Annotated in this window: 13 protein-coding genes; 9 read left to right on the forward strand and 4 right to left on the reverse strand. The window is 69.5% G+C overall.

Going from position 1 to position 18,932, the window contains the following annotated elements; translation table 11 throughout:
• Positions 1-82: 82 nt before the first annotated feature.
• The 9 genes from EES48_RS13780 to EES48_RS13820 all read left to right on the forward strand — a co-directional run bounded on the left by EES48_RS13780 (position 83) and on the right by EES48_RS13820 (position 12,553).
• The gene (locus EES48_RS13780) at positions 83-1,717 is read left to right on the forward strand and encodes a TldD/PmbA family protein (protein WP_122468438.1); all 1,635 of its coding nucleotides are present in this window, start codon (positions 83-85) and stop codon (positions 1,715-1,717) included.
• 21 nt (positions 1,718-1,738) lie between these two features.
• Positions 1,739-3,058: a TldD/PmbA family protein gene (locus EES48_RS13785; RefSeq protein ID WP_122468442.1), complete on the forward strand. Its 1,320-nt coding sequence runs from the start codon at positions 1,739-1,741 to the stop codon at positions 3,056-3,058.
• Positions 3,059-3,111: 53 nt separating this feature from the next.
• A complete protein-coding gene (locus EES48_RS13790) occupies positions 3,112-3,783 on the forward strand; it encodes a DUF4159 domain-containing protein (RefSeq protein ID WP_374274575.1) in 672 nt (223 codons plus the stop codon).
• Between the two features lie 16 nt (positions 3,784-3,799).
• Positions 3,800-4,801, forward strand: a complete 1,002-nt coding sequence (locus tag EES48_RS13795) for an AAA family ATPase (RefSeq protein WP_122468450.1) — start codon at positions 3,800-3,802, stop codon at positions 4,799-4,801.
• Between the two features lie 7 nt (positions 4,802-4,808).
• On the forward strand, positions 4,809-5,696 hold the full coding sequence (locus tag EES48_RS13800; protein ID WP_122468455.1) for a DUF58 domain-containing protein: 888 nt from the start codon (positions 4,809-4,811) through the stop codon (positions 5,694-5,696).
• Positions 5,693-6,829: a BatA domain-containing protein gene (locus EES48_RS13805; RefSeq protein ID WP_122468462.1), complete on the forward strand. Its 1,137-nt coding sequence runs from the start codon at positions 5,693-5,695 to the stop codon at positions 6,827-6,829. Before EES48_RS13800 ends, EES48_RS13805 begins: the two co-directional genes overlap by 4 nt.
• Positions 6,826-9,006 (forward strand): DUF4175 family protein, encoded by a 2,181-nt coding sequence (locus EES48_RS13810; protein WP_122468873.1) that lies wholly within the window; start codon positions 6,826-6,828, stop codon positions 9,004-9,006. Before EES48_RS13805 ends, EES48_RS13810 begins: the two co-directional genes overlap by 4 nt.
• Positions 9,003-10,790, forward strand: coding sequence for a hypothetical protein (locus EES48_RS13815; RefSeq protein WP_122468465.1), 1,788 nt, complete (start codon positions 9,003-9,005; stop codon positions 10,788-10,790). Before EES48_RS13810 ends, EES48_RS13815 begins: the two co-directional genes overlap by 4 nt.
• 152 nt (positions 10,791-10,942) lie before the next feature.
• Positions 10,943-12,553, forward strand: coding sequence for an AbgT family transporter (locus EES48_RS13820; RefSeq protein WP_122468469.1), 1,611 nt, complete (start codon positions 10,943-10,945; stop codon positions 12,551-12,553).
• Between the two features lie 26 nt (positions 12,554-12,579).
• On the opposite strand, the gene acs is transcribed toward EES48_RS13820, so the two are convergent.
• The 4 genes from acs to EES48_RS13840 all read right to left on the reverse strand — a co-directional run bounded on the left by acs (position 12,580) and on the right by EES48_RS13840 (position 18,821).
• A complete protein-coding gene (gene acs, locus EES48_RS13825) occupies positions 12,580-14,514 on the reverse strand; it encodes an acetate--CoA ligase (protein WP_122468471.1) in 1,935 nt (644 codons plus the stop codon).
• Between the two features lie 73 nt (positions 14,515-14,587).
• The gene (locus EES48_RS13830) at positions 14,588-15,433 is read right to left on the reverse strand and encodes a pentapeptide repeat-containing protein (protein ID WP_122468476.1); all 846 of its coding nucleotides are present in this window, start codon (positions 15,431-15,433) and stop codon (positions 14,588-14,590) included.
• Positions 15,434-15,518: 85 nt separating this feature from the next.
• Positions 15,519-16,022, reverse strand: coding sequence for a pentapeptide repeat-containing protein (locus EES48_RS13835; RefSeq protein WP_122468480.1), 504 nt, complete (start codon positions 16,020-16,022; stop codon positions 15,519-15,521).
• 63 nt (positions 16,023-16,085) lie between these two features.
• Positions 16,086-18,821 (reverse strand): TSCPD domain-containing protein, encoded by a 2,736-nt coding sequence (locus tag EES48_RS13840; RefSeq protein ID WP_240623381.1) that lies wholly within the window; start codon positions 18,819-18,821, stop codon positions 16,086-16,088.
• Positions 18,822-18,932: the final 111 nt, after the last annotated feature.

Below are 18,932 nucleotides of genomic sequence, written 5' to 3' on the forward strand. Positions count from 1 at the left end.
AGGTTGAGGCGACGGCGCGGCGGATCGCGACCGGACCGCCCGACGCGTGATGCGGGGGCCAAGATCGTCGGGGGAGAGTGACTTGGATAGACGTCGGTTCCTGGCCGCGTGCGGCATCGGGGCGGGGGGCGTGTTGCTTCCCGGTTTCGCGGGGCGGGCCATCGCGGCTCAGGAGTTGGTCACCACCGTCGATGTGGCGGTCAAGAAGCGCCTGGCCGACGCGGGTCTGAGCGCCGCCACGGCCGCAGGCGCCAGCTACTGCGACGTGCGGATCGGCCGCTACATGCGCCAGTTCGTCATCACCCGCGAAGCCAACGTTCAGGGCATCACCAACACAGAATCCAGCGGCATCGGCGTGCGCGTCATCGCCGACGGGGCCTGGGGCTTCGCCGCCACCAACGACATGACCGCCGAGGCGGTGGCCGGCGCCGCGCGCCTGGCCGTCGCCATCGCCAAGGCCAATGCCGGCAGCCAGACCGAACCGGTGCAGCTGGCGCCCACCCCGGCGCTCGGCGAGGTCAGTTGGCGCACCCCCATCCGGCGCAACGCCATGGAGGTGCCGATCGAGGAGAAGGTCGCCCTGCTGCTTGGCGTCAACGCGGCGGCCACTCAGGCCGGGGCCAATTTCGTCAATTCGCAGCTGTTCCTGGTCAATGAGCAGAAATATTTCGCCTCGACCGACGGCTCCTACATCGATCAGGACATTCACCGCATCTGGGCGCCGTTCAGCGTGACGGCGGTGGATCAGGCGACCGGCAAGTTCCGCGAGCGCGACGGCCTGTCGGCCCCCATGGGCATGGGCTACGAGTATCTGGAGGGCCGTGCCGAGGACAAGACCACCGCGCCCAACGGCGTGGTCAGCTATGGCATGTCCTACGACATGACCGAGGATGCGGTGGCTGCAGCCCGTCAGGCGCGCGAGAAGCTGTCGGCCGCCTCGGTGCAGCCGGGGCAGTACGACCTGGTGCTGGATCCCAACCACCTGGGCCTGACCATCCATGAGTCGATCGGCCACCCGCTCGAGCTGGATCGGGTGCTGGGCTACGAGGCCAATTACGCGGGCACCAGTTTCGCCACCCTCGACAAGCAGCAGGCGCGTTTCCAGTACGGCAGCGACATCGTCAACGTCTTCGCCGACAAGACCCAGGCCGGCAGCCTGGGCGCGGTTGGTTACGACGACGAGGGCGTGCGCACCAAGGAGTGGGCGCTGATCGACGCCGGCAAGCTGGTCGACTACCAAAAGACGCGGGATCAGGCGCACATCGTCGGCCAGACCGAGTCCGACGGCTGCTCCTATGCCGACTCCTGGTCGACGGTGCAGTTCCAGCGGATGCCCAATGTCTCGCTGAGACCCGGCACGACGCCCATGACGGCGGCGCAGATGATCGCCAATGTCGAGAACGGCATCTACATCCTGGGGCGCGGTTCCTATTCGATCGACCAGCAGCGCTACAACGCCCAGTTCGGCGGCACCCTGTTCTATGAGATCAAGAACGGCGAGATCACCCGGCCGCTGGAGGACGTCGCCTATCAGATGCGCACGCCCGAATTCTGGAACGCCTGCAGCGGCATCTGCGACGAGACGGACTATCGCATGTTCGGCTCGTTCTTCGACGGGAAGGGCCAGCCCAGCCAGGTTTCGGCGGTCAGCCACGGTTCGTCGACGACCCGCTTCGACGGCATCAATGTCATCAACACCGCGCGTTCGCTCGGTTGATCGGGTCGGGGAGACACTGAAATGAGCATCATGACCGAGGCCGATGCCAAGGCCATCCTCGACAAGGTCATCGCCCTGTCCGAGGCCGACGAGGCGACCGCGCGCCTGAACGGCTCGATCGAGGGTAACATCCGCTTCGCCCGAAACAACGTCTCGACCAGCGGTGTGATCAGCAACACCTCGCTGTCGGTGCAGTCGGCCTTTGGGCGGCGCACCGGCTCGGCCTCGACCAACGAGTTCTCCGACGAGGCCCTGGCGCGGGTCGTGCGTCGATCAGAAGACCTGGCCCGTCTGGCGCCGGAGAACCCCGAGTTCGTGCCGGCCGTCGGCCCTCAGCAGTACCGGGCCAGCCCGACTTTCGCCGAGGCCACCGCCGCCATCACGCCCGAGGATCGGGCCCGGGTGGCGCGCGCCTCGATCGAGCCTTGCGTGGGCGCGGGACTGGTGGCGGCCGGATTCCTTGAGGACGGCCAGTCGTTCACCGCCTTCGCCAATTCGAACGGCAATTTCGGCTATCAGCGCTCCACGGCCATGGACTACACCTGCACGGTGCGGACCCAGGACGGCAGCGGCTCGGGTTGGGTCGGGACCAACAGCCAGGACTTCAGCACCTTCGATCCGGCCGACGACATCCAGATCGCCATGCGCAAGGCCTCCGCCTCGGCCGAGGCGCGGGCGCTGGAACCGGGCAAGTACACCGTCATCCTGGAGCCCGCCGCGGCCTCGGGTTTGGTGTCCTTCATGCTCAACTACTTCGACGCCCGGCAGGCGGACGAGGGGCGCAGCTTCCTGTCCAAGGCGGGCGGCGGAAACCGGCTGGGCGAACAGGTCTTCGACCCGCGCGTGAACCTGTACGCCGATCCGTGGGATCCGAATGTTCCGGTATTGCCGTGGGACGGGGAAGGGCTGCCGCGCGAACGCATGGCTCTGGTCGAGGACGGCAAGATCGCCAACCTGGTCTACTCCCGCTACTGGGCCCAGAAGGAAGGCAAGACCGCCGTCGGCGATCCGGGCAACATGATCATGACCGGCGGGACCAAATCCACCGCCGAACTGGTACGCGAGACCGAGCGCGGCGTGCTGGTGACCCGCACCTGGTACATCCGCATGGTCGATCCCCAGACGGTGCTGGTCACCGGCCTGACCCGCGACGGCACCTTCTATATCGAGAACGGCGAGCTGAGGTATCCGATCAAGAACTTCCGCTTCAACGAGTCGCCGATCATCATGCTGAACAACATCGACGAGTTGGGACGCCCGGTTCGTGTGGAGGGTGGGATGATGATCCCCGCCATGCGGCTGCGGGACTTCACCTTCACCTCGCTGTCGGACGCCGTGTGACGTGAGCGCGCGTGGCTGATTCAGCGATCACCCGCGCGCGCTTTTTGCGATGGATGGCGCTGGGCGCCGCGGCGGGGTTTGCGCCGCGGCCCGCTTGGGCCCAGCCGTCCTACGACTTCTGGTTCACCCGACTGAGGTATCAGTCCGGAGACTGGGACGTGGATCAGCGGATGCCGGCCAATGTGCTGACCTCGCTGATCGACTACACCAGCCTGAGGGTGGATCCCGAGGAGCGGGTGATCGACCTGGCCGACCCCGCCATGCTGACCGCGCCCTTCTGCTATCTGGCGGGGCACAAACTGGTCGATTTCACCCAGGCCGAGGCGACGAACTTCGAGCGCTATGTGCGGAACGGCGGTTTCGTCTTCGTCGACGACTGCAATCATGACATCGACGGCCTGTTCGCAGAGTCCTTCGAACGCCAGATGGCCGAGCTGTTCGGCGGCGACGCCTTGCAAAAGCTGCCGAACGATCACGCGCTTTACAGCGCCTTCTTCAACTTTCCCGATGGACCGCCTGCGACCAGTTTCGAGCTGAACGGCTGGGGTGACGACCTGGTGCACGACTATCTGAAGGGCGTCGAGATCAAGGGCCGGCTTGGGGTGCTGTACAGCAACAAGGACTATGGCTGCGAATGGGATTACGACTGGCGAAACAAGCGCTTCCTGGCCGAGGACAATACGAAGTTCGCGGTCAATATCGTCATACACGCCCTGACCGCCTGACGTGCCCGGAGTTCCGATGACCTCGACGCCGACCGAAGCCGACATCTCTGCGAAGATGGACCAGATCGCCCGGCTGCGCGCGGCCATCGGCCAGTCCATTGTCGGCCAGGCCGAGGTGGTCGAGCAATTGCTGATCGGCCTGCTGGCCGGGGGGCACTGTCTGATCGAGGGCGTGCCGGGTTTGGGCAAGACGCTGCTGGCGCGCACCCTGGGTCAGGTGCTGTCGCTGGAGTTCCGACGGATCCAGTTCACCCCCGACCTGATGCCGAGCGACATCCTGGGGGCCGAGGTGCTGGAGGAGGATCACGGCACGGGGCGGCGCAGCTTTCGCTTTCAGCCCGGCCCGATCTTCACCAACCTATTGCTGGCCGACGAGCTGAACCGGACGCCGCCCAAGACCCAGGCCGCGCTGCTGGAGGCCATGCAGGAGCACACGGTCAGTTACGCCGGGGTGACCCATCGCCTGACCGAGCCCTTCTTCGTGCTGGCGACGCAGAACCCGCTGGAGCAGGCCGGCACCTATCCGTTGCCCGAGGCGCAACTGGACCGGTTTCTGCTCAACATCCGCGTCGATTATCCGACCCTTGCGGAAGAGCGCGACATCCTGGTGCGGACCACCGGCGCGGAGGCCGGCGTTACGCCGCAGGTCATGGCCGCCGAGGACGTGCTGACCCTGCAGCGCTGGACGCGTGAGGTGCATGTCAGCGACGCCCTGGCCGACTGGATCACGCGGCTGGTGCGGGCCAGCCGGCCAGGGGACGGCGCGCCCGAGGCGGTGCGATCCTACGTTCGCTGGGGCGCGGGGCCGCGGGCGGGCCAGGCGCTGATGCTGGCGGCCAAGGCGAGAGCTCTGCTGAGCGGACGGCTGGCGACGACGCGCGAAGATGTGCTGGCCCTGGCCGCGCCGGTGATGCGGCACCGCATCCTGCTGTCCTTCGCCGCCGAGGCGGAGCGCAAGAGCGCCGACGACGTCATCGCCGCCCTGATCGCCGCGACGCCGCCGCCCCCGCCGGGCTGAGGCGGTCATGTCGCCGCTCGAACTGCCGCCGGATTTGCGCGGGCGTCTGCGGGGGCTGGAGATCAGGCCTCGAGGCCGGGCCGTGCTGGCCCAGGCGGGAGCTCACGCCAGCCGCAATCGGGGCGGCGGCATGGAGTTCGCCCAGTACCGGGCCTATGAGCGCGGCGACGACCTGAGGCGGATCGACTGGCGGCTCTATGCGCGGTCGGACAAGCTTTTCGTGCGCGACGCCGAACGCGAGAGCCCGGTCGCCATCTGGCTGGTCCTCGACGCCAGCGCCTCCATGGCACAGGCTGATCTTAGGCGCCCGGACTGGAGCCGGTTCGACGCGGCGCGGCGGATGGCGGCGGCCATCATCGACATCGCCTTGCGACAGGGAGATCGGTTCGGCGTGGCCATCGAGACCGTGTCGGGACCAGTGGTGATCACGCCCGGCGGCGGCGCAGGCCATCGTGACCGTGCCTTCTCGGCCCTGGCGGGACTGGCGCCCGGCGGAGCGGCCGCGTGGGGGCGCGACGTGGCGGCGTTGGGCGAACGGTTCGGCCGCCACGATCTGATCGTGCTGATCAGCGACGGCATGGACGAGGATTTGATTCAGGGCGCCGAGCGGCTGGCCGCCACCGGTCGCGAGGTCGCCTTGATCCGGGTGCTGACCTCGGATGAGCGGGATTTCCCCTTCGATCAGGGCTACCGCTTCGTCGATCCGGAGACCGGCGCCGATCTGCTGGGCGACGGCCGGGCGTTGCGCGACGAATTCCTGAGGCGTTTCACTGCGGCCCGCGCCGCGCTCGACGAGCGGCTGGACGCCTGCGGCGTCCGGCATATCGAGCACTTTCTGGACCGACGCGAGGACGAGGCCTTGCGCGCACTATTCAGTCGGAGGGGAGGGGCGTGACGCCAACCCTGCTGGCGCCGCTGGGACTGGTCGGGCTGGCCGCCCTGGCCATCCCGCTGATCATCCATATCGCGCGTCGCAACGAGAGCCGCACGGTCCAGTTCGCCGCGATGCGCTGGCTGGAGGCGCGGCCGCGTCCAAGACGGCGGGTTCGCTTCGACGAGCTTTGGCTGCTGGCTATCCGACTAGCACTGCTGATCCTGGTCGCGCTGTGGCTAGCCCAGCCCGCGCTGTTCGGGGTGACCGACGACCGGCCGGTGGTGGCGGTGACGCCCGGCCTGTCCCCCGGCGCGGCGCCGGACATCGAGGGCGCTCGCCGGGTGTGGCTGGCGCCGGATTTTCCGGACCTGGCCTCGCCGGCGCCTCCTGCTCCCGTCAATCCGATCAGTCTGCTCCGAGAACTGGACGCGCGCCTGCCGCCCGAAGCGTCCCTGACGGTGATCGCGCCGTCGATCCTGGACGGCGTCGACGCCGAACGGCCGGTGCTGGCCCGATCGGTCGATTGGCGGGTGGTGGAGGCGCCGTCGCCGGCCGAGGTCGATCCGCCTGAACCGCCGCAACTGGTGGTGCGGCATGACGAAGCCCACGCCGGCGGCGCGCGCTATTTCCGGGCCGTGGCCGCGGCATGGACCGAGGCCGGTGAGCCGGCGTTCGAGACGGCGGCGCTCGACGCACGCCTGCCGAACACGGACTCCGTGCTGGTCTGGCTGGCGTCCGGGCCGATGCCTGACCGCGTGGTCGGCTGGATCGAGGGCGGCGGCGCCGCGATCATCTCAGACGAGATCGCCATCGGCGGACGCGGCGAGGGGGTCTGGCGAGACGACGACGGGGCGCAGATCGCCGAGCGTTATCGGCTCGGGAGCGGCTCGGCGCTCCGCTTGACCCGAGCCTTGGAGCCGCAGAGTTTTCCGCAGTTGCTTGAGCCCGAATTTCCGGATCGGTTGCGCGCGCTGATCGCGCCGCCACCCGAGCCGGCCCGGGTGAGGGCGGTCGACCATGCGCCGCTGTCCGGAGCCGCCCCCTATCCGCTGCCGCCGTTGGAAATGCGGTCGTGGCTGGCGGTGCTGATCGCGCTGCTGTTTGCGCTGGAGCGTTGGATGGCGACGCGCTCCCGGCGGGCGATCGCGGCATGAGCGCCTCTCCCATCCTGCTTGATCTACAGCGGGCCGCACGGGCTCGCGCGGCCTTGAACATGCTGGCGATCGGGGCGCCGCTGGCGCTTGCCGGAACGGCGGTGATCTGGCGGACGGCCGGGTGGCCGGCGGCGACCGTCATGGCCGCCGTCACGCTGGCGGCGACCTTCGGTGTCGCGTGGCTGAGAGCTCGGCGACTGGATCGCGGCTGGCTGATCGCGGCGCTGGATGCCCGGTTGGCCGCGTTCGAGGACTCCTCGGGGTTGCTGTTCGAGGCGGACGACAAACCCGGTCTGGCGGGTCTGCAGCGGCGGCGGCTGGAGGCCCGGATCGCTGAGGCGCGAACGATCGATCTGAGACCGCCATGGGCGAGGCGCGAGATTCTGGCGGCCTGGGTGGCGGCGGCGATGGTTGTCGCCGCGAGTTTGCTGTGGCCGTCCGCGACCGGCAGCGTCGCGAGCGAGGCCGGGGAACGAGGCGCGGACAGCATCGGTCCCGTCCGCGTGGTCGAGCAGCGGATCCGCATCACGCCACCCGCCTATACCGGCCTGCCGGCGCGAGAGCAGTCAGAGCTGGACATCGAGGCGCCGGCCGGGTCGCGGATCGAGTGGGTCCTGGCGTTCTCCCGCACGCCCAAGGACGCGCGTCTCGCTTTCGTGGACGGCGGCACGATCGCGCTCGGTGAGGCTGGAACCGGGCTGAGCGCCGCCTACACGGCGACGGAGCCGACCCTGTACCGGATCGAGGCCGTCGGGCTGCGGCGCCGGCCGCTGAACCGGCTGGAGGTGATCGCCGATGCGCCGCCTGTGGTCAGCCTGATCTCGCCCGACAGCCAACTGACCCTGGCGACCGCCAGCCAGACCGCCTGGACGCCGGTGTTCGAGGCGACCGACGACTACGGCGTCCAGGCGACGGCGGCGCTGCGCGTCACCGTGACCGAGGGGGAGGGAGAGGCGACCACCTCGCGTACCCGCACCGTGCCGATTCGCGGCGAAGGCGAGCCGAAGCGGCGACGGTACGCCCTTCCCCTGAACCTCGCGCGGGAGGGGCTGGCGCCGGGCGGCGATCTGATCGTTCAGCTGATCGTGCGCGATCAGCGCGCGGGCGGACCGCAGGAGGTTGAGGGTCCGAGCGCCATCCTGCGCTGGCCTCGTGACGTGGGTTTGGCCGAGGGGTTGGACGGCATGGCCGCCTCGACCATGCCGGCCTATTTCCGCAGCCAGCGCCAGATCATCATCGACGCCGAGGCCCTGATCGCCGAGCGAGCGCGCCTGACGGCCGAGGATTTCCTCGATCGCTCGAACGGGCTCGGCAACGACCAGGCTCAGCTGCGCCTGCGCTATGGCCAGTTCATGGGTGAGGAGAGTGAGGGCGCGGGTTCGGGCGTCCTGGCCCTGCCGACCAATGACGCGCCGGCCGGACCGGCCCTGCCCTTGCACGACGCGGAAACGCCGGCCGCCGCCCCAGCGCCGGAGCATCACGCGGACGACGGCCACGATCACTCGGGCCATGATGACGCGCCGGGCGCCGACACCGGGGCGGCGGCGGTCGACGGGGCGATGGACGTCGTGCGCCAGTTTGGTCATGTCCACGACGACAGCGACGCCGCCACCCTGTTCGACCCGGGCACGCGATCGACCCTGGCCCTGGCGCTGGACGCCATGTGGGCGTCCGAGCGGGCGCTGAGACAGGGTCTGCCGTCCGAAGCCCTGCCGCACGCCAATCGCGCTCTCGATCTGCTGAAGGATGCGCAGCAGGCCACGCGCGTGTTCCTGCCGCGCACGGGGTCCGGCCCGCCGCCGATCGATCCGTCGCGGCGGCTGACGGGCGATCGGGAGGATATCGCGGTCGGGCCGCTGCCGCCTGTGAGCGTGACCGGGCTCGATCCGGTGCTGGTTGACGCGTGGACGGCGCTGGACGCGCGGCCGGGCCGGCCGGCGGCGCCCGTGCCGCTGGACGCTCTGGCGCAGTGGGCTCGGCGCAATCGGGAGCGACTGGCCGACCCGCTGGCCCTGCTGGCGGCGATCGATGCCGTACGCGGTGACCCTGACTGCGCGGACTGTCGCCGCCGGTTGCGAGGCCTCGTCTGGAGCGCCTTCGATCCGCCCCCGGCGACGGCGACGCGGCGGCCGGGCCCCACGGTGCGCGGCGCCCGCTATCTGGAGGCGCTGAGATGAGCGGCGCCGCGGGCATCGCGGCCCTCCTGATTGCCCTCGCGGTGATCGGGGGCGGGGTGAGTCTTGGGATGAAGCGTCGACGTGCGGAGGCGGCCGAGCGGGGGCCGATATGGCGGTTCGCCCTTCTTCTGGTTCTGCAGGTCGCGGCGGGGCTGGCTGTGTGGCTGACGCTGTTTCCGCCGCCGGGCGGACCGCGCGCCGGCGGTCTTGTGGTGGCCACGGCGGGCGCGCCGAAAGAGATCGATGTCGGCGTCGGGGACACCCTGATCGCCTTGCCGCAAGCCGGGGAGGTCACCGGGGCGGAGCGGGCGCCCGACCTCGCGACCGCTCTGCGAAGACATCCCGGTGTGGCCGCGATCCGGGTCGTCGGTCAGGGACTGACGGCGAGGGATCGCGCAGCGGGCGTCGATCGGGCCGTTCGATTTGATCCGCCGCCGCTGCCAGTCGGCGTGATTGCTCTCGACACACCCGGCCCAGGGGCGCCCGGCACGCCGTTCGCGCTGGCTGGCCGGGTGAATGGCGTCGATGGCGGCCTGGCCGAACTGATCAGTCCGGCCGGCGAGGTGCTCGCGCGACAGCGGTTGGCAGACCCGGGTGAGTTCAGCCTGGCCGCGGCAAGGGGCGTGGCCGGTGTGGCGCTCTATCAGCTGCGGATCGCGTCGGCCGACGAGCGGGTTGTCGAGACGCTCGATGTCGGGATCGAGAGCGTGGCCGTCCAACCGCCGCGTGTGCGGGTGCTCGCCGGGGCGCCGGGGCCGGAGCCTAGATTTTTGCGTGATTGGGCGGAACGTTCGGGCGTGGACCTTGAGGTTTCCTATGCGCTCGGCGCCGACGCGGCGCTGGGCGGAGCGGGCGGACGCCTAGGCTCCGGAACGCTCGGTGAAACAGATGTGTTGGTCGTGGACGAGCGTCGTTGGGAAGCGCTGTCGGAGGCGGAAAAATCCGCGGTCAGGGGGGCGGTCGCCGACGGCATGGGGCTGCTGCTGCGACCGACCGGCCCCCTGTCTGCGGGCACGCGACGCGACTGGGCAAGCCTGGGGTTCGTGCTCGGGGTCGGCGATGGCGAGGTCCCGGTCAATCTCACCGAAGGCGAGGACGCCGCCATCGACCCCCCCACGCTGAGCCGCCGCGATCTCGATCTCGCGGCGTCCGGCGCGGTGACCGTCGCGTCGGATGCCGAGAGCGAGGTGCTGACTGCGTGGCGACCGGTCGGGCGCGGTCGTGTCGGAGTTTGGACCCTGGCCGACAGCTACGCCCTTGTGCTGACCGGTCGCAGCGATCTCCACGCGCGGCTGTGGGCTGAGACGATCAGCGCTCTGGCCCGACCGGTTGAGCGGGCGCCGGTCCGGGTCGAGGGGTGGCCGAGGCAGGGCGAGAGACTGGCGCTTTGCGATCTGCCGCCGGACGCCGAACTGGTCGGTCCTCAAGGCGTCGCGGCCTTGATCCCGGATAGCCGATCAGGAGGCTGCGCCGCGGCCTGGCCGTCCTCCAACGGGTGGATGTCGGTGCGGGCCGGCGGCGATGTCATCGGGTCGTTCCATGCCGCGCCGACCGACCAGGGGAGGGCTCTGACGGCCTATGGGGACCGGCAGGCGACTATCGCGCTTTCCGGCGAGGCGCGGCGCGAAGTGCAGGCCGGTTCGACGACGCCGGGCTCGAGCTGGCCGTGGTTCGCGACGTGGCTCGCGCTGATGACCGCCCTGTGGGTGGTAGAGCGTCGACGATTTGGTCCTGCTGACGACGCGGCGCCTGTCGCCACACCCAATCCAGAGCCTTCGCATTGAAAAGTCGGCGCCAGCGCCAAGCGTGATGGCGACACATGCGGCCCTCAATGGGGCCGCCGGTAAACCCGCCGGGGTCGTGAGCCAAAAAACCGCATTGATCTGGTCGACCCGGCCACGCCAGATGGTGGCTTCGTTTCGAGCACGGAGGCCTCATGGCCGATCTGACGCCCGCCACGCCCGAGGGCGCCACGCCGCCGCCTCCCAAGCGCAACGCCTTCACGCGGTTCCTCGATACGGTGGAATGGCTGGGCAATCTGCTGCCGCACCCCGTGACTCTGTTCGCCATTCTGGCGCTGGGCATGGTGTTGCTGTCGGGGCTTTTCGGGGCGTTGGGTCTGGCGGTCGAGGATCCCCGGCCGGTCGGAGCCTCGGGCCGCGCCGACGACGGCATGATCCGGGCCGTCAGCCTGATGAGCGAGGACGGACTCCGGCGCATCTTCACCAGCCTGGTCGACAACTTCACCAGCTTCGCGCCGCTGGGCGTGGTGCTGGTGGCCATGCTGGGCGTCGGGGTGGCCGAGCGTTCGGGACTGTTGTCGGCGGCGGTGCGCGGCACGGTGCTGGCGGCGCCCCGGAATCTGGTGACCTTCATCATCGTGTTCGCCGGGATCATGTCCAACATCGCCTCGGAGATGGGCTATGTGGTGCTCATCCCCCTGGCCGGCGCGGTCTATTACTCCTTGGGCCGGCACCCGCTGGCGGGGATGGCCGCCGCGTTCGCGGGCGTGTCGGGCGGCTATGCGGCCAATCTGCTGATCGGGACCATCGACCCGCTGCTGGCGGGCATCACCACCGAAGCGGCGCAGCTGATCGACCCCGACTATACGGTGGCGGTCACCGCCAGCTGGTATTTCATGGCCGTCAGCGTGCCGATGATCGCGCTGATCGGCACCCTGGTCAGCACCTATATCGTCGAGCCCAAGATCGGTCCCTACGATCCCAAGGTGGCCGATCCCGAAGTGCTGAAGGGCTCGTCGCTCGATCCCCTGGAGGCCAAGGAGAAGAAGGGGTTGTGGGCCGCCGGCGCGGCCATGCTGGTCCTCTTCGCCCTGATGGCCCTGACCCTGTGGCCCGAGGGCGCCCTGCTGCGTGATCCCGAGACGGGTGACCGGCTGAGGTCGCCGTTCTTCTCGGGCTTCGTCACCTGGATCTTCCTGTTCTTCATTATGGTCGGCTTCGCCTATGGCCGCGTGGCGGGCACCATGAGGAACGACAAGGACATCATCGACGGCATGGCCTCGGCGGTGTCGACCCTGGGTCTGTACGTGGTCATCGTCTTCTTCGCGGCGCAGTTCGTGGCCTTCTTCGGCTGGTCGAACATCGGGGCGCTGACGGCGGTGACGGGCGCCACCTTCCTGGAATCCAGCGGACTGACCGGTCCGGCCATCTTCATCGGCTTCATCCTGATCTGCTGTCTGGTGAACCTGACCATCGGGTCGTCGTCGGCCCAGTGGGCGATGACGGCGCCGATCTTCGTGCCCATGCTGATGCTGGTCGGTTACTCGCCCGAGCTGATCGCCACCGCCTATCGGATCGGGGATTCGACCACCAACATCATCACCCCGATGATGAGCTATTTCGGCCTGATCCTGGCCTGGGCGGTGCGTTACGACCGCAATGTCGGCATCGGCACCATGATCGCGATGATGCTGCCCTATTCGATCTTCTTCACGATCGGCTGGGCCATCCTGTTCTTCGTGTGGGTGTTCGGCCTGGGCTTGCCGGTCGGTCCGGGATCACCGAGCTACTACAGCCTGGGCTAGGCCTGACGCGTGGCGCGGCCGGGCCTTCAGCCCGGTCGGCCCGCAACCAGATCGTCGACCACCGCCGGATCGGCCAGGGTCGAGGTGTCGCCCAGGGCCCCGGTCTCGCCTTCGGCGATCTTGCGCAGGATGCGGCGCATGATCTTGCCCGAGCGGGTCTTGGGCAGGCCGGGGGCCCACTGGATCACGTCGGGCGCGGCGATCGGACCGATCTCCTTGCGGACGTGCCGGATCAGGTCCCGGCGCAGGTCGTCGGTGGCCTCCACGCCCTGGTTCAGGGTGACATAGGCCCAGATGCCCTGACCCTTGATGTCATGAGGAAAGCCGACCACGGCCGCCTCGGCGACGTCATCGTGGAGCACCAGAGCTGACTCGACCTCGGCGGTGCCCATGCGGTGGCCCGAGACATTAATCACGTCGTCCACCCGGCCGGTGATCCAGTAATAGCCGTCCTCGTCCCGGCGGCAGCCGTCGCCGGTGAAATACTTGCCAGGATAGGCCGCGAAATAGGTGTCGAAGAAGCGCTGGGGGTCGCCATAGACGGAGCGCATCTGACCCGGCCAGCTGTCGGTGATGACCAGATTGCCGGACGTCGCCCCCTCCAGCACCTGGCCCTCGGCGTCCACCAGCTCCAGTTCGACGCCGGGCAGGGGCTTGGTGGCCGAGCCGGGCTTGAGGTCCGTCGCGCCGGGGAGGGGCGAGACCAGGATGCCCCCGGTCTCGGTCTGCCACCAGGTGTCGACGATCGCCAGGCGGCCCTCGCCGACGACCTCGTGATACCAGCGCCAGGCCTCGGGATTGATCGGCTCTCCGACGGTGCCGAGCAGGCGCAGGGACGCGCGTGAGGTGGCCTTCACCGGCGCGTCGCCGTCACGCATCAGGGCGCGCAGGGCCGTGGGCGCGGTGTAAAAGATCTCGACCTTGTGCTTGTCCACCACCTGCCAGAAGCGGCGGTTGTCGGGATGGTTGGGCACGCCCTCGAACATCAGGGTCGTCGCGCCGTTGGCTAGCGGCCCATAGACGACATAGCTGTGGCCCGTGACCCAGCCGACATCGGCGGTGCACCAGAAGACCTCGCCGGGCCGGTAATCGAACACCAGCTCGTGGGTCCAGGCGGCCCAGAACAGATAGCCGCCGGTCGTGTGCAGCACGCCCTTGGGCTTTCCGGTCGAGCCCGAGGTGTAAAGGATGAACAGCGGATCCTCGGCGTTCATCGGCTCGCACGGGCAGTCGTCGGCGACGCCCTGTTTGGCCTCGCCGTAGCGGACGTCGCGTCCCTCGACCCAGGCGATGTCGGCGTTGGTGTGGGAGACGACCAGCACATGGTCGACCGCGATCTTCTCCAACGCCGCGTCGACATTGGCCTTGAGCGGCACGCGTTTGCCGCCGCGCAGGCCCTCGTCGGCGGTGATGACGATCCTGGAGCCGCAGTCCTCGATGCGGCCGGCCAGGCTGTCGGGCGAGAAGCCGCCGAACACCACCGAATGCACCGCTCCGATCCGGGCGCAGGCCAGCATGGCCACCGCGGCCGCCGGGATCATCGGCATGTAGATCGTCACCCGGTCCCCCTTGGCCACATCAAGAGACTTGAGGACATTGGCCATGCGGCACACCTCGCGGTGCAGCTCGGCATAGGTCAGGTGGCCGGACTGGGCGGGATCGTCGCCCTCCCAGATGATGGCGCGGTCGTCGGCGCGCTCGGGCAGGTGCCGATCAACACAGTTGAAGCAGGCATTCAGCACCCCGTCGTCGAACCAGCGGATGCGGAAGTCATCCTTGTCGAAGCTGACGTCCTTGATGCGGGTGGGCGCAGCGATCCAGTCCAGCCGCTGCGCCTGTTCGGCCCAGAAGCGGTCGGGCCGCTCGCGGGCCTCGACCCGCGCCGCCTCATAGGCCGGGCGGTCCATGTGGGCGCGGGCGGCCAGGTCGGCGGGGACGGGATAGACTTCGGGATCGAACATGGGCGGCCTCGGGCGTCAGAGGCCGGCACTGTCGCGGATGGTCGGGTGCGGGATCAAGGCGTCCCGCGAGTCTTCAGCGAGGCGGGCGCGGAGGTCGCGGCGGCGTGGGGACCGAGCTGGAGCCCGAACAGACATTGACCCGCAGCCCGCGTGGCAAAACCGTGCCGCCGTCACCGCAGGCGCGGCTGATCTGTCCCTGCGTCACCGTGGCGCCGGTCAGATCGGCGCCGCGAATGTTGGTGCGGCGCATGTCGGCGTCGCGCAGATTGGCGCCGCGCAGGCTGGCGCCCTGGAAGCTGACGCCGGTCAACTGGGCGTCCTGGAAGTCAGCGCCGGGTAGGGACGCGCCCGAAAAATTGGCGCCGATCAGCGAGGAATCAGAGAAATCAGCATCGGCGCCCGACGCGCCGCGCAGGTCGGCGCTGAACATCTGGGAATCCGAGAAGTCGGCGTTGCGAATCTGGGCGCCGCGTAAATTGACGCCCACGAGTTCGGAGTCGGACAAATCGGCCCCGGTCAGATTGGTTGAGGAGAAATTGGCTCCCATCGCCTCCGAGCCGGAAAGATTGGCGTTGACGAACTGGGCCCCTGAAAAGTTGGCCCCGACGATGCCGACGCCGGATAGGTCGGCGCGGGTGAAATTGCTGCCTGAGAAGTCCGACCCCACCAGCTCCGAGCCGCGCAGGGTGGCGCCGACCAGGGTGGCGCCAGCGAACCGGGCGTTGGTGAAGGTCGAACCGGCCAGATTGCGCCCCGACAGCTCGCAGCCCTGACACGAGCCGCCGATCGAGACCATGCGGGCCACCTGGCGCTCGTCCCAATAGATCGACTCGGCCGAAGCGACGGCCGGCAGGCAGGCGGCGGCCGCACCGATGAGGGCGGCGAGGGAGGCGCGGAACGGGGTGATCGAACGGATCATGCCCTGTCCATGACTCGGGCTAGCCTTGGGCGCCACTTAAATCGCGGTAAGGTCAGAGGCTTAGGCATGGCCCCCCGCGCGGCATTCAGCAGCTGGGAACGCTCAGTCCGCCCGGCAGCACGGTGGCGGCGTCGCCGCAGGCGCGGTTCAGCTGACCCTGGGTCAGGCCGGTGGCGCGATCCAGCTGGGCGCCCGACAGGTTGGTGCCGCTGAGGGCCGCGCCGGAGAAGTTGGCGCCCTGCAGATAGGTCCCGACGAAGCTGGCGTTGGTCAGGTCGGCGCCCGAGAAGTTCGAGCCGGAGAAGACACCGCCATAGGCCTCGACATCGCGCAGGTCGGCGTTGGAGAAGCGGGTCCGGTTCATCACCGACAGGCTGAGGTCGGCCTGGCGCAGGCGTGCCCCGGCGAAGTTGCGGCCGGCGCCCTCGAAGCCCGACAATTCAGCCTGGAACAGGTTGCAGCCGGGGCAACTGGCCCCGCCCCGCACCCGCTCGATCTGGCCGGCGTTCTGAGCCTGGGCGGGCAGGGCGGCGACGCCGAGAGCGAGGACGGCCAGAATCGAGGCGAAGGGGGCAGCGGCGAACTTCATGGTTGGGTCTCCGAAGATTTCGCCATCCGACAAGCAAGAAGCGCGCCGTGCCGATTTGGGAAGTCAGCCCAGCATCGACGGCGCGGCGCCGCAGGTGTCGCAGACCAGGCTGGCGCCGCGGCGTTGCAGGGCCAGGTCCCCGCAGGCGGGGCAGGGTTCGGCGTCGCCATTGGCGGCGGGTGGGATCGGCGCGGCCTCGCGAGTTCTGTTGCGGTCCTGACCGAACGGCACAACGACAAGATTGTCGGGCGCGGCGCCCCGGGCGAAGCCCTTGGAGATGAAGCGGGCGGCGGGCACTTCCTCGGGGGCTTCGGTCTCGGGCAGGGGGTCGATGTCGGGCTCCGCGTTGGCCAGTTCCGAGCGACCCAGGTAGCTGACCGCCAGTTCGCGGAAGATGTAGTCCAGCACCGAGGTGGCCGAGCGGATCGAGTCGTTGCCGGTCACCTTCCCCGCCGGCTCGAAGCGGGTGAAGACGAAGGCGTCGACGAAGTCGTCCAGCGGCACACCGTGCTGCAGACCGATCGACACCGAGATGGCGAAGTTGTTCATCAGACTGCGGAAGGCGGCGCCTTCCTTGTGCATGTCGACGAAGATCTCACCCAGTTCGCCGTCCTCATACTCGCCCGTGTGGACATAGACCTTGTGGCCGCCGACCGAGGCCTTCTGGATATAGCCCTTGCGGCGATCAGGCATCTTCTTGCGGGTGCGGTCGCGCTCGATGACGCGCTCGATCACGCGGGGCTCAGGAACAGACGCTGTCGCGGCCGGGGCGTCAGGGGCGGCTTCAGGCAGGCGCAGGCGAGGCATGGGCTGGCGCACCACGCGCACGGCGCGCCGGCCCGAGCGGGCGGCGTCGGCGATGCGGCGCGCGGCCTCGGCCGTCGCGACGGAGCCCGGCAGGGTGAGGGGCGTGGTCGCGGGAACGGTGCTGAAGCGGTCCAGCATCGCGGCTTGGGCCTCGGTCTGAGGAGCAAGCAGGCCGGCCAGACCTTCCGGCGCCTGAGGCCAGTCGGACAGGTCCGGGTGGCCGAAGAGCACGGCCTCGGCGTCGCAGCGCACGGCGGCCGGGATGTCGAGCCGATCCAGCAGATCGATATCGGGATCGGCCAGATCCTCGGCGCTGAGGCCCAACACGTCGCGGCAGAAGCCGGGATCGAGCACCGCCGGCATGATGGCGCGGCGCAGGTCGGGCGCGGTGGCGAGGGCGTCAGACACGGCCTCCAGCTCAAGCGCAGTCAGGCCGCACTCGGCCAGCGCCTCAGCCAAGCCGGGGGCGGCATCCAGGGTGCGTTCTCCCACCAGCCACAGGCGCGCCGCCTCGGGATGGCCACCCAGGCGGCGGATGGTCTCCGCGACGGAGGGCGACAGGATCGTCTCGACTTCGCCGTCGGCGGTCTCCAGTGCGGTCAACAGCCCGGGCCGGGCGGTGCGGCCGAGTCGCAGGGCGGTCTCAGCGTCGGGTTCGCTGAGGCCCACTGACAGGGCGATACCGACTTTCTTCGCCTGGGCGAGGGCGGTCTTGAAAAGGGCGGATGCGCGCTCGGCCATCGGATCGGCCAAGGCGGCAGCGGCGCGGCGGCGCTCCTCGATGCCGGCGACGACGTCCTCGCGGGCGCTGTCGGGTGGCGCACTGAGGCATGCAGAAAGATCGGCCGCAGCGGCCGCGGCCGCTGCGGAGACCCAGGCAACGGCGGCTTCGGCGGCGTGCGGCCCGTCCGTGCACCGGCGGACAGCGTCGAGACCCGAGAGCGCCAGGACGACGCAGCGACGTTCGAACCGGGCGCGGGCGGCCTCGGCCTTGTCACTCCAGCCCGCCAGAATCTCAATGCCGAGGGCGAGGGTGACAAGCCGGGTCGCGGCTTCCAGATCGTCGGCGTCGGTCAGGGTCTCGAGATCGAGGGCGATGACAGGCGCGGCGGCCGCGTCGGACAGCGCCTGGGCGTCTTCGGGACTGAAGGTGAGGACGACGCCCGGGTCGGCCAGCAGAGCGCGGGCGGCCAGTTCGGCGTCGCCCGAGGCTATCAGGTCGCGCTCGCCGAGAACCCCGACGGCGGCGGGGCGGGAGACCGGAGGGGTGTGACCCGCCAAACTCGGCGCCCGCCCGGAGATGGCGTCCAGGATGGCCATGTCATCGGCGCCGGCGGCACGCGCGGCCTGGGCGGTGCGGGCCAGGGCCGGGTTGCGGGCCGGATCGGTGCAGGCCGAGGCTGGGCCGTCGCAGCGCCGAACCGCCTCGGCGACGTCGGCCAGCCGTGCGGCGAGAGCCACCGCCGCCGCATCGGCCAGGCGCGCGCGTCCTAGGTCGGCGGTAAGGGCGTCGACGCGCCGGGCGGCCTCCGGATCGTTGAGGATGAGGGGAGATGCCTCGGTCTCGGCCGGCAGCGTATCCAGACATAACGGATGGATCCGGGCGCCGTGTGGCCTCTGGGCCCCGGGAGCGATGTGGCCGAGCAGGGCGCTCGACCTCAGTTCGTCAGCGAAGGCCTCGGCCTGATCCGGGGCGACGACGTTCAGCGCGGTGGCCCATGCGGCGAGCCGGTGGCTCCAGCGATCGAGGGCGGCGGCCAGAGGATCGGCCGTCTCGGGCCACTGAGTTGCGCCGGGCGGGAGGTCGGCGGCCAGGGTGGCGGCCCAGTCCAGCCAGGCCTCGATGCGGGCGCTGGTCCAGGCAGTGGGAGCGGTGACTGTGACGATGGCGCCCGGCCGTTCGACCGCGCGAGCCTCCATGGCGACCGTCGCCAGGCGCGGCGCGAATCGTAGCGCGATCGGGATCGAAGCGGCCGTGGGACTTCTCGCCATGGGGAGAGGCTAAGGGCGGAAGTTGGATCGAATCAATAAATCTGGCGGTCCTTACCTTGGTTACCCCCAAGATATTGATGCGGAGACCGGCGGCGCCATGGCTCGGACGTC

The organism is Brevundimonas lutea (genome assembly GCF_003704105.1).
GTDB lineage: Bacteria > Pseudomonadota > Alphaproteobacteria > Caulobacterales > Caulobacteraceae > Brevundimonas > Brevundimonas lutea.

What these genes read in the sequence shown, in the direction of transcription:
- EES48_RS13815 (WP_122468465.1), top strand. Translation starts at nt 9,003, where the DNA reads ATGAGCGGCGCCGCGGGCATCGCGGCCCTCCTGATTGCCCTCGCGGTG.
- EES48_RS13800 (WP_122468455.1), top strand. Translation starts at nt 4,809, where the DNA reads ATGTCGCCGCTCGAACTGCCGCCGGATTTGCGCGGGCGTCTGCGGGGG.
- EES48_RS13810 (WP_122468873.1), top strand. Translation starts at nt 6,826, where the DNA reads ATGAGCGCCTCTCCCATCCTGCTTGATCTACAGCGGGCCGCACGGGCT.
- EES48_RS13830 (WP_122468476.1), bottom strand. Translation starts at nt 15,433, where the DNA reads ATGATCCGTTCGATCACCCCGTTCCGCGCCTCCCTCGCCGCCCTCATC.
- EES48_RS13785 (WP_122468442.1), top strand. Translation starts at nt 1,739, where the DNA reads ATGAGCATCATGACCGAGGCCGATGCCAAGGCCATCCTCGACAAGGTC.
- EES48_RS13820 (WP_122468469.1), top strand. Translation starts at nt 10,943, where the DNA reads ATGGCCGATCTGACGCCCGCCACGCCCGAGGGCGCCACGCCGCCGCCT.
- EES48_RS13835 (WP_122468480.1), bottom strand. Translation starts at nt 16,022, where the DNA reads ATGAAGTTCGCCGCTGCCCCCTTCGCCTCGATTCTGGCCGTCCTCGCT.
- EES48_RS13840 (WP_240623381.1), bottom strand. Translation starts at nt 18,821, where the DNA reads ATGGCGAGAAGTCCCACGGCCGCTTCGATCCCGATCGCGCTACGATTC.
- EES48_RS13790 (WP_374274575.1), top strand. Translation starts at nt 3,112, where the DNA reads ATGGCGCTGGGCGCCGCGGCGGGGTTTGCGCCGCGGCCCGCTTGGGCC.
- EES48_RS13795 (WP_122468450.1), top strand. Translation starts at nt 3,800, where the DNA reads ATGACCTCGACGCCGACCGAAGCCGACATCTCTGCGAAGATGGACCAG.
- acs (WP_122468471.1), bottom strand. Translation starts at nt 14,514, where the DNA reads ATGTTCGATCCCGAAGTCTATCCCGTCCCCGCCGACCTGGCCGCCCGC.